Raw genomic sequence first — 15,153 nt, forward strand, 5'->3', positions numbered from 1 at the left:
ATAAACATGAAAGATACTAAAATGAGCAATTACCGCTGGACGATCTGTGCGCTGTTGTTTTTTGCAACTACGGTAAATTACCTGGATCGCCAGGTTTTAAGCCTCTTACATCCGATGCTGGAGAAGGAGTTTAACTGGACGAACAGTGATTATGCGAATATCACTTCGGCGTTCCAGTTTGTATATGCGATATCCATGCTGTTTGCAGGACGTATAGTAGACAAGCTGGGTACCAAATGGGGTTATGCGATATCATTAATTATCTGGTCGGCCGGCGCAGTAATGCATGCTACGGCTATTCCCGTTGGGGAAGGATTGGCGGCGATACTGGGCTGGGCTGGTTTAGGCCTGATTCCGGTATCTGTACTGGGTTTCATCGCTTCACGTGCAGTACTTGCTTTTGGAGAATCCGGGAATTTCCCGGCAGCAATTAAAGCTACTGCAGAGTATTTTCCGAAAAAAGAACGTGCATTCGCGACGGGAATTTTCAATTCGGGTGCCAATATCGGTGCGGTGCTGGCTCCGCTGACAGTACCCTGGATTGCTGAAAAATGGGGTTGGGAGAGTACTTTCCTTATTGTTGGCGGTGTAGGATTGATCTGGTTGTTTTTCTGGTTTGTGTTTTATGATAAACCTGAAAAACAAAAGAAGATCACGCAGTCTGAACTTGATTATATCTACAGTGATAAACTGGAGAATGACGGCATCGTGGAGATAGAAAATGTAGAGAAGGTAGCCTGGTTTAAACTCTTAGGCTATAAACAAACCTGGGCTTTTGCTTTTGGTAAATTTATGACCGATGGCGTATGGTGGTTTTTCCTTTTCTGGCTGCCGTCTTACCTGAAAGTACAGTACGGTATGGTTGGAACCTCTATCATGATGCCGCTGACTGTTTTGTACAGTATGACGATGATTGGCAGTATTGGCGGCGGATGGTTCCCGATGTATTTTATGAAAAAGGGGTTTTCTCCATATGATGGCAGAATGAAAGCGATGCTGATCATTGCCTTATTTCCGTTGATCGTATTGGCTGCACAGCCACTGGGACACCTTACTTTCTGGATTCCGGTGATTCTGATTGGAATAGGTGCTTCGGCACACCAGGCATGGTCGGCCAATATATTTACCACAGTTTCTGATATGTTCCCTAAAAAAGCAATCGGCAGCGTGATAGGAATCGGTGGGATGGCTGGTGGTATCGGCGGCGTAGTGATCTCGAAACTTGGTGGCGCATTATTCGATCATTATAAGGAATTGGGTCATACGCAGACAGGTTATACAATCATGTTCGCCATTTGTGCTGTGGCCTATCTGATTGCATGGTCTGTAATGAAGTTACTCGTACCAAAATATAATCCGATTACTGACTTATAGCTTAAGATTATAAAAATTAACCTAATCTTTTAATTGAATGGCAACTATAGATTTATCATCAATCTTCGTTTCGGAAGATGAGATACCTGAAAAATACAGGTTATCTGCCGAACTGAACCAGCGTGAGTATCTTTCCAATGGCGAGATGCGTCCATGGGACGGAGAAGTGCATACGGTATTATCGCCGATATGTATCAAAACAGCTGAGGGACTGCAGCGTAAAGTAATAGGTACATATCCGCTCTGTACAGAAAAAGAATCTTTTGAAGCGCTGGATGCGGCTGTGGCGGCCTATGACAATGGTCGCGGTACCTGGCCAACAATGAGTGTGGCCGACAGAATTGGATGTGTAGATAAGTTTACGCAGCGGATTATCCAGAAGAAAGATGAAGTGGTTAAACTATTGATGTGGGAGATTGGAAAATCGCACGCCGACTCCGTAAAGGAGTTTGACCGGACAGTAGAGTACATCTATGCGACGATTGATGCTTTGAAAGATCTGGACAGGCAATCTTCTAAGTTCAGCATAGAGCAGGGCATTGTAGCACAGATCAGGCGTTCGCCCTTGGGTGTTGTGTTATGTATGGGACCATTTAACTATCCATTGAACGAGACATTTACCACGTTGATTCCCGCTTTGATTATGGGGAATACACTGTTATTTAAACCACCTAAGCATGGTACGCTGCTGCATTATCCTTTGCTGGAAGCTTTCAGAGACTGTTTTCCCCGGGGAGTAGTAAATACGATATACGGTCGCGGTAATAAAATTATCCCGGGACTAATGCAATCCGGCAAGATCAATGTATTGACACTGATCGGATCCAGTAAAGTAGCAAACGAACTCAAAAAGCTTCATCCGAAGATCAACCGCCTGCGTGCGATATTAGGACTGGATGCAAAAAATGCCGCCATTATTACAGCTCATGCAGATATTAAACTGGCGGTGCAGGAAACTGTGCTGGGTTCACTTTCTTTCAACGGGCAGCGATGTACAGCATTGAAGATTGTGTTTGTTCACCGCAGCCTGGCGGAGGTCTTTATAAAAGAGCTGAGTGAGGCAGTTGCCAAATTGAAATATGGTATGCCATGGGAGGAGGGCGTTTCCTTAACTCCTTTACCTGAGGCGCATAAGCCAGCTTATCTTAAAGAATGTATTGATGATGCAATAGCTCATAGCGCAGCAGTAATCAATGAAAATGGTGGATTGATCAATGAATCTTTCTTTTACCCGGCGATTGTTTATCCGGTGAATAAGGACATGAAATTATATGAGGAAGAGCAGTTTGGTCCGGTAATTCCTGTTGTTCCTTTTGATTCCGTTGAGGAAACAATTGAATACCTGATTGAATCTACTCATGGTCAGCAGGTAAGTATTTTTAGTAATGATGATGAGGAAATCGCTGCGCTGATTGATCCACTCGTGAACCAGGTAAGCAGGGTAAATATCAACTGTCAGTGCCAGCGTGGCCCTGACGTATTTCCTTTTACGGGTAGAAAGGATAGTGCAGAAGGCACATTGTCGGTTGTTGATGCATTGAGATCGTTTTCTATCCGTTCATTGGTCGCGACAAAATTAAACGAGGAGAACAAGCGCTTACTGAATGAAATTGTTGAAGGTAACAGTTCTAATTTTTTAAGTACTAAATTCCTTTTTTAAATTCAAGAAGGCTGTTTCGAGTTCCTTTCGTTTAAAGGAACTCGAAACAGCCTTTTCTTTTGGATTAGCTTACGATTAATCTACTAATCTTTTCTCCAGAATAAACTCACTGTCAATCTTCCGTTTTTTAGAATTATTGAGAATTACATTGTAATTGCCCAAAAATCCTGTGCCGATGGTGTTTTGGGGAGATGCCGAACTTAACATGACCTTTTGGTTCTTAACCACTACTCCGTTTAACAACAGGGAAGGGACTGTTACTTCATAGACAGTATCCACCATTTTTGGCGAATGAATATTTGAAGTGATGGTATTGACCGGTTTCAATTTGTATTTGCTGATCAGCGCTCTCCCGATATCAGATGCAGTGTTTACCTGGATATTACTGCCGGAACCAAAATCAAGTATAAAATCAGCTGTTAATTCGCCGATCTGAACTGCTGTCCTGGGAGAAGTATTGTTTTTGTATCTGATCGTGGTAAAAGCCTGTTCGGGAGTAAATGGCTTTTTAGAAAGCGATACCTCATTACGGTCGTTATCAATCTTCCAGTTATACTGGTAAACCATTAAAGTGCCGGTAGATCCTGTTGCCACCGTATCAGGAAAGGCATTATTTACTATAGTTTCTTCGTTACGGAACTTGACATTGCCAATATCCAGACGTGGCAGGAAAAAGACCAGCCGGTCACGTTTCCTGCCGCGCTGATCATTTAAGGTCAGTACCTGTCCGCTTGGATAAAGTGCTCTGGTACGCATGAAGTAAGGCGTAAGTCTTAAAGTTTTAGCGTAGGTGGCAAACAATAACGGAACCGTATCCTTGTCTACCTTCACAGGGATAAATATCCTGTTGTATTTATCTTTATGAATGGTTACTTTAGTGATAGCCTGCTTTTGTGCCGCGGCGATCTGCGGCATGCAAATTGCACCCATACAGGTTATACTAAACATCAACCTGAAGGTTCTTTTGAATAATGGATTTAGGTTGTTCATGGTTTTATGTGTTTTATACTACTAAATTAATCAATTTACCGAAATCAAACCACATTTAAACAAATCACGCATTTAAATGTTTATCCATAAATTAACTAAATATGCCACGTTGGGTCAAGCTCTCTCTAAAAATATTATCCGCACTTATAGTTCTTGTGATGCTTGCATTCATCGGCATTGCGATATATGTCAACATTCATAAAAAAGAACTGCTCATTTCGATCACAAAAGAACTGAATGAAAATCTCAATGGCAGTCTTACTGTAGGCGCAATGGAACCTACCTTTCTGAAGGGCTTTCCGGGCGTATCAGTTTCACTGAGAAATGTAGAGATGAGAGACAGCCTGTGGAAGGTGCATCACCATTCGTTACTGAAAGCCGGCGCGTTTGATATTTCAGTTAATGCACTGGCTTTACTGAGCGGTACAATTGAGATCAGGAAAATTACCATCTCGGATGCCTCAGTTTACTTGTTTACGGACAGCACCGGTTACAGCAATACTTCCCTGTTTAAAAAGGGAGCTAAAAAAGACAAGAAGACTACTGAGGAAAGCAGTTCGCCGGCAGAAATCAGAAGATTTGATTTAAACAGGGTAGGATTTATTATGGATAACCGGAAGGGCAATAAACTCTTTCTGTTTGCTGTACAAAACCTGAGCGGTAAAATCGACTATCCTTCTTCGGGCTGGAAAGCTGCTATTAATCTGAAGACAATGGTGAAAAGCCTGGCCTTCAATACAAAGAGAGGTAGTTTTATTAAGGACAAACTGGTGGAAGGAAATATTGATGCAGCATTTGATGAGGATAAAGGTGATATCACACTATCACCAAATATATTGAACATTGGTGAAGATCCATTCCTGTTAGCTGCTAAATTCAGCTTAGCTAAAGATCCTGTTGAGTTTGCTATTCATCTGGACGCTAAAGAAATTAAATGGAGAAATGCATCGGCATTGCTGGCACCAAATATCACGTCGAGGTTAAATATGTTTAATCTGGATAAGCCAATCAGGGTGAAGGCAACCATCGCAGGAAATATGGGAGCAGGTGGTGATCCTTCGATATTGGTGAATGCTACCGTTCGCAATAATAAATTGACAAATCCAGGCGGTATTGTGGAGGATTGTACATTTGATGGTGTATTTACGAACAACTATGAAAAAGGCAAGGGGCTGACGGATGAGAATTCGGCCATACAGTTATATCGTTTTTCCGGTAAATATGGAGAAATGCCTTTTACTATTGATACTGTATTTATCCATAACCTGAATAAACCGGTGGCTACAGGTACTTTCAAGTCCAAATTTGAAGTGGCCAAACTTAACAATGTGCTGGGTGATGACCTGTTGCATTTCACAAAAGGAACGGCCGACCTGAACCTGCATTATACGGCGGATATCGTGGATTATAAACTCAATAAACCCGTAGTAAGGGGTTATGTGAATGTGAAGAATGCAGATGTGAGTTATGTACCAAGGAATATCAATTTCAAGAATACATCAATCTCACTGAATTTCACACAAACGGATTTACTGATCAGGGATATCAGGCTCCAGAGCGGGAAGAGCATCGTTTTTATGGAAGGAAGTGTAAAGAATTTTATGAACCTGTATTATAACGAACCTGAAAAGATACTATTGCAATGGAAAATACGGAGCCCGCAGTTACATGTGGGTGAATTTATAGGTTTCTTAGGGGCCAGAAAAGGAAGAGTGGCAGTTAAAGCCAAAAGTAAGCCGACCAATTTTGCTAAACAACTAAATACCATGCTGGATAAAGGTCGTGTGGAAATGAATATGACCATAGATAAGCTATATTATAACAAATTTGCGGGTACGGACGCCACTGCCGATATCTTATTATCTGAGGCAGGTATCTCTTTAAAAAACGTCAGTTTGAAAAATGGTGGCGGATCTGTTAAGTTAAATGGCAGCATCACACAAACAGAGGCTGTAAACAGGTTTACAGTGAATACAACGATTGCAAATGTTGACATGAAGAACTTCTTTTATTCATTTGATAACTTTGGATTAAAGGCATTGACCTATAAAAATCTTCGGGGTAAATTCTTCACCAGGACCAGTGTAAAAGGAAATATCACCGATCAGGGCAAAATTGTGCCAAAATCTATGCACGGCAGTATTGTGTTCGACCTGAAACAGGGTGCTTTGGTAGGATTTGATGCGATCAAGAATGTAGGCAAATTTGCTTTTCCTTTCAGGGATCTGGATAATATCACCTTTAGTAACCTGAATGGCAAATTTGATATCAAAGGCGATCAGATTGTCATCAACCCCATGCTGATTAACTCCAGTGTTTTAAATATGAATGTTGCGGGTGTTTATTCTATGAATAAGGGCACGAATATCGTACTGGATGTACCTTTGAGAAATCCGAAAAAGGATGAAGATATTACCAGTAAAAAAGAGATTAAGGAGCGCAGGATGAAAGGTATTGTAGTACATATCCTGGCGACTGACGGAGATGATGGCAAAATCAAGTTCAAGCTGATCCGGAACAGGGATAAGACCAAAGATGACGAGAAGGATAAAAAACAGGAGAGTTTACAACCTTAATCGGGCTGTAAACTCTCAAATTTATCACCTATGGTGTAAATGAAATCTTCCTCAAGATCTATGTCGTCATTGGTTACCCACATATCTTCCTCAGAAAGGAAGATCTCAAACTCTGGTTTGCCAGAGAGTGTAACCATATATTTTACTTCATCAGCTTCTTCAATTTCAGTAACAATTACCGGAATAGTATCGCCTTCAAATTCTATTTCAAATTCAGTTGTTGTATTTGCCATGCCTCAAATATATTAAAAGAGGACAAACCATAGGCTGTCCTCTTTTAAAATTAAATAAATTTTGTGATTAGTTGGCCGTATCTACTTTAGTTTCGATAGCATCCTGAACTGTTTTAGGTAACTGAGATAATAGATCGTAACCAGTAGCTTGTTCAATTGCTCTTACGGTTACCCTGTATTTCTTCCAGTCAGTATCTATCGTATTGATATTTGGTGTATTGACAGCAATGACACGAGTAGTTGCAGAAACCCTGCTCAAATCACCATCTCCAGTCGGGATAATTACAGCAATTTTCCACACGTTAGCAGGAACAGTGACTTTACCATCAGCGATTGATGTTTTTACGCCACCAGAGCTTCCTACACCACCAGCACCATAACTGCCCATAATGATATACACTTCATTGCCTTCCAGTACTTTATTTCTCAAATATTCCTCCATAAGTCTCCATGTTTGCTGGTTGTTTTGCGGTGCCTGAGGAATCATATTCGTCATCAGAAAAGTGGCGCTGTTTGCATTTGCTGAACTTGAACGGTCCGCTGATGGTATGTTATGGCCACGATCAAATCCAGAGCCGGAGTAGCTATTGCTTTGCACCTGAAATGCTGTAGCAGGTAATCCGATAAATCCTGCGAAATCGTCTTTTCTTGCTGCTACCTTAGTCATGTTACTGGCATCTAAATGCCAGCTTACCCAGTTTGGTGTACCGCGGCTACTGCTATAAGACTGTACATAATAACTCTGATCAATTAAGAAGTTATCAGGAGTCACCATATTTGCAGTTGATGGATTTCCAAACAGAGCATTGCTATTGTCGCCTGCTGCAGGTTGAGCGTCTGTTCCCGCTGTAACACCTCTTGGCGTTGCGGGAGGAGCTGGAGTCGGATCAACTGGTTCAACTGGATCAATGTCAGGTGTTTCGGCAGCAATACCTGGATCGCCTGTGCCTCTGAATGTAATATCATCTAAGTTAATCCTTGTATTTCCTGTTTTTTTGATCTGGAAACGAACCTTTGCAGTAGTCGTTACTGCAAATGAATCAAGTTTCAAAGAAGAATTGTCGTCATTAATATCTGTACCTACTTGTGTAAAAGTTGTTCCTCCATCAATAGACATCATTAACTGCCAGGTAGAAGCGGCATCAGCACCAAATTTACCATGCTTTATATAAAGCATCTTCATACCTGAAACATCAAAATTCATAGTCATCTTACCATTACGCAATCTGATGCTTTTAGCGCCATTTTTTAAATCAGTAGCAAGATTTCCTACAACGGCATCATCAAGATTCCATGAACCAGTGGGCATGTTCACATTAGCCGCTGCATAAGCTGTTTTTGCAGCAGTATTTTCAAAATCCTCAGTAATCATGTAGGTGGCTATCGGTGCTACCGGCTCTTCTGCTACAATTTCTTCCGTAGTTTTTTTTGAACAGCCTGCCAGTATGAGGGCGAGGCTCGAATAGATAAATAGTTGTTTAATCATAAATTTTAATTATTCCCCGATAATGGGACGACAAATATCAGCTATTGCTATTATGCTAATGTTAGGAATTTGCTTTTATTTGCAACAATTTTGTGGCTTATATATTATTTTGGCTAAATATCCAGAAACCGTAACCCCGGATTAAACGTATAATCATTGTTTAAACGACAATTTTTAAAACATTTCCTTTTTGGTCATGTTTTTGATATTTGAATTTCACACGGAATACTGAATTCCAAACAAGAATTATTGCTTTCACATAATGAGTAAAAAACTTAAAAAAACGCCCGGAGTTGATCCAATCAATTTTTTGCAAAAATCGCCAACAGGTATCGCAGGTCTTGATGAGATCACAAACGGAGGCTTGCCATTAGGGAGGCCTACATTAATTTGCGGCAGTGCAGGATGTGGTAAAACACTGATGTCTGTTGAATATGTTGTAAGAGGCGCTTTACAGTTCAATGAACCCGGGGTATTTATGGCCTTTGAGGAGAAAGCTGAAGAATTGGCTTTAAACGTAGCATCACTTGGTTTTGACCTTGACCGGCTTATTGCTGATAAAATGCTGAAGGTAGATCATGTACATATTGAGCGCAGTGAAATTGAAGAGACAGGAGAATATGACCTGGATGGTTTATTTATCAGATTAGGCTATGCAATTGATAGCATCGGTGCAAAAAGGGTTGTGCTTGATACAATTGAGAATTTATTCTCTGGTTTAACTAATGAAAATATCCTTCGTGCAGAGTTACGCAGGCTTTTTCAATGGCTGAAAGAAAAAGGCGTAACCGCGATCATTACTGGTGAGCGTGGAGAGAGTTCACTAACGAGACAGGGACTGGAAGAATACGTGTCTGACTGTGTGATTTTGCTTGATCATCGTATCAATGACCAGATTTCTACACGATTGCTTCGTATTGTTAAATATAGAGGCTCGATGCACGGAACAAACGAATATCCATTTCTGATTGACGAGGAAGGGATTTCTGTTTTACCTGTCACCTCACTTCAGCTGGATTCCGAGGTTTCATCTGAAACCATATCTTCCGGTATCGCCGGATTAGACAGGATGCTGAGCAGCAGAGGATTTTTTAAGGGCAGTAGTATTCTTGTCTCCGGTACAGCCGGAACGGGTAAAACGAGTATAGCAGCATCCTTTGCAGATGCCACCTGTGCCAGTCAGAAAAAATGTATCTATTTTGCATTTGAAGAATCTCCTAAGCAGATTTTAAGAAATATGCAGTCTATAGGTCTTGATTTGTCTACCCATGTGGAGCGCGGTTTACTGGAGTTTCATGCTTCCAGACCTACACTTCACGGATTGGAAATGCATTTGGTTGCCATTCATAAGAAAATAAAAAAATTCAGTCCGGATGTAGTGATCCTTGATCCGATCACGAATCTGATCACTGTAGGATCAGTTAGTGAAGTCAAAGCCATGCTGATCAGGTTGATTGATTTCCTGCAGAATGAAAACATTACAGTAATGTTTACTGCACTTACACTGAATAAAAGCACCAATGAACAAACCGATGAGGGGATATCATCGTTGGTAGATGCCTGGTTGCTGATTCGTGACATTGAAAATAATGGCGAAAGGAATCGTGGTTTGTATGTGATGAAATCCAGAGGTATGGATCATTCCAACCAGGTACGGGAATTTATTATTACAGCCGGGGGGCTGGAACTGGTGGATGTTTACCTCGGTCCTGAAGGTGTATTGACAGGATCAGCAAGAGAGGCACATATATTGCGTGAAGAAACAGGTATTGCCCTGCAAGGTCATGCAATTAGTCGTAAAGACCGTGAAATTTTAAGAAAGCGTAAAGTACTTGAAGCTAAAATTGCCAGTTTACAAAGTGAATTTGAATCTGTTGAAGAAGAACTCAACAAAGTGTACCTGGAAGAAGAGCTGAAAAAGAGCATCATTGAAAAAACGAGGCTCGAAATGCTGAACAAGCGTCGCGGAGTAGATACACAAGCAACAACAAAAGCAGGCCGTAAAAAAAAATAAAATGAGTATAGCAGAACAAACATGGGAGCTTCGACTTTATATAGCAGGTAAAACACCAAAATCTGTCAGTGCATTGAATAATTTGAATAAATATTGCGAAGAGCATTTACAGGGAAAGTATAAAATAGAAATTATAGATCTCTTGTTGCATCCTCAGCTTGCTGAAGGTGATCAGATCTTTGCAGTACCGACGCTGGTACGTAAAGTCCCTGTGCCGATCCGTAAGATTATCGGCGATTTAAGTAATGAAGAAAAGGTGCTTGTTGGATTGAACATCATACCTATAAAAACTACATAATTTGGAAGCCGCTAAAGAGTATCTTCTGAAACTATTTGTCACCGGGGCTTCGCCTCATTCTGTGCGTGCGATTAACAACATTAAAGACATTTGCGAAAAATACCTTAAGGATAATTATACGCTCGAAGTTATAGATGTGTATCAGCTCCCAGAAGTTGCGCAGCAGGAACAAATCATCGCATTGCCCACTTTAATTAAAAAATCCCCGGCGCCGGAAAGGCGACTGGTAGGAGACATGTCTGACACAGCAAAGGTACTAAGAGGATTAGGCATTGCAATAACTGTATAAGTATGAGTGGCGAGAAGTTACAGGAAGAATTAGAAGCAGAATTGAGAGAGTTGCGCTTTCAGCTGGAGGAAGCCAATGATACCATTGAAGCCATAAGAACGGGCATGGTAGATGCTTTTGTGGTACATGGACAGGAAGGGCATCAGTTATACACCTTAAAAAGTGCTGACCATACCTACAGGGTACTGATCGAAAAAATGGGAGAGGGCGCCATCACTTTAAATAAAGACGGCGTAATTTTGTACAGCAATTCGCGTTTTTCCGCTATGGTTGGCTTACCGCTCGAAAAAATCATTGGCAAGACCTTTAATGAATTGATTTTGGGTTCTTCGCTGGAGGACATGAACTGGATCATGCAGCAGAAAGGACTAAACGATTATAAAAAGGAGATCAACCTGGTAAAGTCTGACTTATCCACGATGCCGGTGCTGATTTCAATTACAAACCTGAGCCTTGAAGAAGGTATTTCTTTGAGTATCGTGCTGACCGACCTCAGCGCTCAGAAGGAAGCACAGCAGGTATTGAGTGCTAAAAATACAGAACTGGAAGCGGCAAGAAATGAAGCTTTAAAACTAAACAATGAACTGGAAGATACGGTCGAAGAACGTACCCGTGATCTTTCGGTTAGCAAAGAGCATTTTATGCTGCTGGCCAATAATATCCCTCAGATTACCTGGACGAATTTACCGGACGGACAGTTCAACTTTTTCAATCAGCGCTGGTTTGACTATACGGGATTATCATTTGATCAGACCTTTGATGAAGGTTGGGCGAATGTTATACATCCTGATGATCTGATAGAAACGCAGCTTAGATTTTCACAGAGCCTGACTACAGGCGAGGTCTTTGAAATGGAAAACCGGTATAAATATAATGACGGTAGTTACAGATGGCATTTGAACAGGAGTATTCCATTAAAGGATGAATCAGGGCAGCTGTTGTTCTGGGTAGGAACGGCTACAGATATTGACGACCAGCGGAAATCTATTGAGAAGAAGGATGAGTTTATCGGTATTGCCAGTCACGAATTGAAAACTCCTCTAACCAGCTTAAAGGCATATTTGCAGCTCATCTCGAGCTATAAAAAAGAAGTGGTACCTGAACAGGTAAAGACATTTGTTGTTAAAGCGGAAAGTTCGATTGGTAAACTGCAGACGCTGGTGAATGACCTTCTGGATGTGAGTAAAATACAAGCCGGGAAATTACATTTTAGCTCAGTTGATATTGATGTGAATGAGCTGGTGAGGTCATGTACAGAGAACGCAGGTTATATGTATCCTGATTACGATATTACCTTTATTGCGACAGAACCCTATATCATAAATGGGAATGTGGAACGTTTAGAGCAGGTAATGATGAACATGATCAACAATGCGGTGAAATATTCACCAGTCAATAAAGACATTACCCTGGCTGTGAGTAAGGAAGCGGATAAGGTGAAGATAGCGGTAAAGGATCATGGTATTGGCCTTTCGAGTAGTCAGGTAGATAAAATATTTGAACGCTTTTACCGAGTGGATGACAGGAATTTCTCTGCGAGCGGATTAGGTATGGGATTGTACATTTCAATGGAGATTATTAAAAGCCATAATGGAACGATGGGTGTGGAGAGCGAAATTAATAATGGATCTACCTTTTACGTATTATTACCAACCAGTTCATGAGATACTTTTTAACATTTCTGCTTTGTAGCATCTTTCATTTCGGGTACGCACAGGACATACCACTGAAAACGTTAATGACCTATATTAACAAACCCGTAACGGCAATAAGAGATAGTTTAACTGTCAGGGGCTGGGCAGATCATGCAGAATTATCCGGAACAAAAGCGAATCAGTTATACCAGACCTTTTCCTATGGTACAAAAAAATCGAACCCCGCTGAGGCATTGGCCTGGTTCAGAATCCATGCGGACGATCATGTGGTGAATCAGTTGTATTATCAATTACCCGGGATGGAATCGTATACAATCATCCTGAATGAACTGAAAGCGATAAGTACGGAGAAAAAAGAGGTGCAGACCATTGAAAACAACCAGATCAGCAGTTATTATCTAAGCCCTGATTATACCTTTCAGACGATTGTTGGCGGAGGTTCTTATACCCTGATGGTGATGACCAACAAATAAAGCTGCTAGAAAGCTTCACCCAGGTTGATCATGAATCCGGAATAGCCTTTGCTCAGACCATAATCAACTGCAATATTGGTATTTGAGCTCTTGTTGAATTTAAGTCGCAGTCCGGAGCCCACAGCAGGATGAATGTTTCTAAACCTGTTCTTTTCAGTCTCTGTAACAGCTGTGGCATTGGCAAATACTACAAATCCCAGTAAGCCGTTGTTGGTGATATCTCTGCGGTATTCACTTTCGAAGTAGATCAGTCCTTTGCCGCGATAGCGGTTTTGCTCGATTCCACGGCCAGATCTGTTATAAGGATCCCAGCCTATACTAGGCAGGTTTAAATAAGGGATAGCACTACTGAGCCCCGTCCAGGCATATGTCCATAAAGCAAGTACATTTTGCTGATGCGCTTTTTTATTTAATGGTATATATTTTCTCGCATCTACGTACAGCGATTGCCAATTCGTTTTACTACCCAGATAAACAGGGTTATTTCTTAAAATAATATTCAGATAACATCCCGGCAATGGATTAATAGAATTGTTACGGGTATCATATAATAAGTTTAGGGAGACACCCGAAGAAAATTCATTTTTGCCGGCGGTAGTGCCATATGCATAGCCACTAAATTGTTCCAGATCTGCGCCGGAGGTTTTGGCGTTGATAAAATAATCCAGGTTATAACCGAGGCCGACATACATATAAGGTTTAATCCGTTTTAATGCACTCTGGTAAAATCTCACATATTTATAATCGATCAGGATTTTATCGTCGTTATGTCCACTTCCAAGTCCCCATGTATATTGCGGATAAACCAGAAAGCGCGTATCGCCCAGAATATTCCATGAATTGTCTTTCAACCATATATTAGATCGTAACGGGAGTCCGAATCTGCTTTTAAAATTACTGTAAGGGGTAAAAGTAACGTTGGAGATATTCGTAGTTTTACGGTTGCCCAGGTAGAAACCTGCGCTGGTAGAGGTAATCAGTGCCCGCCCGCCCCCCGGAACATTTGCGCCAATGGGAAGGGCTGAAAAGTAAATCCGTTTTTCTCCTGTATCAATTCTTGGTTTTGGTTTGATTTTAAACAACGACTTGGCAATGTCTATCAGATCCCGTTTTATAGCGGTGTCGCGCACCTGATTGTTGGCTGAAATAGCGTTACTGGCATTCTGAGCACGTAAAGAAAAAGTGGTAATAAAAAGTAATAAAAACAGATAAAAGGTTTTATGCATAAAATCAAACAGGCAGTAGATGGAAATTAATGTAGTAAAATTTATTAAAAATAAGTGCTCCTCATTTTTAATGCGTTAATACAAATACAAAGCCATTATTACATATTTTAGACGTTTTAGTAATAATAGGCGTTATATTAGCTGATAATACACCTGTAAATGTTACAAAGTATTATAGGTGATACATAATAAATAAAATATGAAAACATTAAAATCTCTTTCCTTATCAGCGCTCATCTGTCTTTTAGTGGTTTCGCTGTATTCTTGTAAAACAAAAAAGATGGTAGCCAAACCAACTCCTCCTGCAACCGTTCAGGAAAAAGCACCCGTGGAAGCTGCAAAACCTGAACCCGCTCCGGTGGCAGAAAAACCTGCACCAGTAGAAAAACCAGATTTTAACTTTAGTAACCTTCAGTTTGAATTTAACTCTGCGGTATTGAAAACTGCATCATTCCAGATATTGGACCGTGCTGCAATTGAGATCAAAAAAGATCCGGAAGTTAAGATTACTTTAAATGGCCATTCTTCTGCAGAAGGTACGCCGGAACATAATATGTCTTTATCTGTAGACAGAGCCAATTCGGTAAAATCTTATTTGGTAAATACTGGTATCGCTGCAGAAAAATTCACGATTAAGGGATTTGGTTCGACAGTGCCACTTACTTCTAATAGTACTGAAGAAGGAAAAGCATTAAACCGCAGGGTGGAAATTAAAATCAACGAATAGTAAATAGCAATTATGCTGAAAGCTTCATCAGTGATCTGAAAGTTGTTACTTTCAAAATTAAGCTGTAGCATTTAGCCCAATTAGTCGAGCCGCCAATTAGATCATACTAATTGGCGGCTTTGTCTTTTATGCATCTCCACATCCTATATGAT

At 40.8% G+C, this 15,153-nt stretch carries 13 protein-coding genes; 9 read left to right on the forward strand and 4 right to left on the reverse strand.

Going from position 1 to position 15,153, the window contains the following annotated elements; translation table 11 throughout:
• The first annotated feature begins 6 nt into the window (after window positions 1-6).
• Window positions 7-1,374 (forward strand): MFS transporter, encoded by a 1,368-nt coding sequence (locus tag OQX62_RS08535; protein WP_265831053.1) that lies wholly within the window; start codon window positions 7-9, stop codon window positions 1,372-1,374.
• A gap of 37 nt (window positions 1,375-1,411) precedes the next feature.
• Window positions 1,412-3,034: an NADP-dependent glyceraldehyde-3-phosphate dehydrogenase gene (locus OQX62_RS08540; protein ID WP_265831054.1), complete on the forward strand. Its 1,623-nt coding sequence runs from the start codon at window positions 1,412-1,414 to the stop codon at window positions 3,032-3,034.
• 75 nt (window positions 3,035-3,109) lie between these two features.
• Here the strand turns inward: OQX62_RS08540 and OQX62_RS08545 are convergent, their stop codons facing one another.
• Entirely contained in the window at window positions 3,110-4,024 is a 915-nt protein-coding gene (locus tag OQX62_RS08545) for a hypothetical protein (protein WP_265831055.1), read from the reverse strand.
• A gap of 101 nt (window positions 4,025-4,125) precedes the next feature.
• On the opposite strand from OQX62_RS08545, the gene OQX62_RS08550 reads away from it, so the two are divergent.
• Window positions 4,126-6,600: an AsmA family protein gene (locus OQX62_RS08550; protein WP_265831056.1), complete on the forward strand. Its 2,475-nt coding sequence runs from the start codon at window positions 4,126-4,128 to the stop codon at window positions 6,598-6,600.
• On the opposite strand, the gene OQX62_RS08555 is transcribed toward OQX62_RS08550, so the two are convergent.
• A complete protein-coding gene (locus OQX62_RS08555) occupies window positions 6,597-6,833 on the reverse strand; it encodes a hypothetical protein (protein WP_265831057.1) in 237 nt (78 codons plus the stop codon). The two genes, OQX62_RS08550 and OQX62_RS08555, sit on opposite strands and share 4 nt — an antisense overlap.
• Window positions 6,834-6,900: 67 nt before the next feature.
• Entirely contained in the window at window positions 6,901-8,319 is a 1,419-nt protein-coding gene (locus OQX62_RS08560; protein WP_265831058.1) for a DNA/RNA non-specific endonuclease, read from the reverse strand.
• A 262-nt stretch (window positions 8,320-8,581) separates the two neighbouring features.
• Here OQX62_RS08560 and kaiC point away from each other — a divergent pair, with 262 nt between their 5' ends.
• From kaiC to OQX62_RS08585, 5 genes are read left to right on the forward strand one after another with little or no spacing between them, the layout of a single operon-like run.
• Complete coding sequence (gene kaiC / locus OQX62_RS08565) at window positions 8,582-10,333, forward strand: circadian clock protein KaiC (RefSeq protein ID WP_265831059.1); 1,752 nt, start codon at window positions 8,582-8,584, stop codon at window positions 10,331-10,333.
• A 1-nt stretch (window position 10,334) separates the two neighbouring features.
• Window positions 10,335-10,631: a circadian clock KaiB family protein gene (locus OQX62_RS08570; protein ID WP_265831060.1), complete on the forward strand. Its 297-nt coding sequence runs from the start codon at window positions 10,335-10,337 to the stop codon at window positions 10,629-10,631.
• Window position 10,632: 1 nt separating this feature from the next.
• Window positions 10,633-10,920, forward strand: a complete 288-nt coding sequence (locus tag OQX62_RS08575; RefSeq protein WP_265831061.1) for a circadian clock KaiB family protein — start codon at window positions 10,633-10,635, stop codon at window positions 10,918-10,920.
• A gap of 2 nt (window positions 10,921-10,922) precedes the next feature.
• Window positions 10,923-12,584 (forward strand): PAS domain S-box protein, encoded by a 1,662-nt coding sequence (locus OQX62_RS08580; RefSeq protein WP_265831062.1) that lies wholly within the window; start codon window positions 10,923-10,925, stop codon window positions 12,582-12,584.
• Complete coding sequence (locus OQX62_RS08585; protein WP_265831063.1) at window positions 12,581-13,048, forward strand: hypothetical protein; 468 nt, start codon at window positions 12,581-12,583, stop codon at window positions 13,046-13,048. Before OQX62_RS08580 ends, OQX62_RS08585 begins: the two co-directional genes overlap by 4 nt.
• 5 nt (window positions 13,049-13,053) lie before the next feature.
• On the opposite strand, the gene OQX62_RS08590 is transcribed toward OQX62_RS08585, so the two are convergent.
• Window positions 13,054-14,274 carry a BamA/TamA family outer membrane protein gene (locus OQX62_RS08590; protein ID WP_265831065.1) on the reverse strand — a complete coding sequence of 407 codons (1,221 nt, stop codon included), beginning with the start codon at window positions 14,272-14,274 and terminating at the stop codon, window positions 13,054-13,056.
• Window positions 14,275-14,473: 199 nt separating this feature from the next.
• Here OQX62_RS08590 and OQX62_RS08595 point away from each other — a divergent pair, with 199 nt between their 5' ends.
• Window positions 14,474-15,001 carry an OmpA family protein gene (locus OQX62_RS08595; RefSeq protein ID WP_265831066.1) on the forward strand — a complete coding sequence of 176 codons (528 nt, stop codon included), beginning with the start codon at window positions 14,474-14,476 and terminating at the stop codon, window positions 14,999-15,001.
• Window positions 15,002-15,153: the final 152 nt, after the last annotated feature.

The sequence above is a fragment of the Pedobacter sp. MR2016-24 genome (genome assembly GCF_026239655.1).
Lineage (GTDB): Bacteria > Bacteroidota > Bacteroidia > Sphingobacteriales > Sphingobacteriaceae > Pedobacter.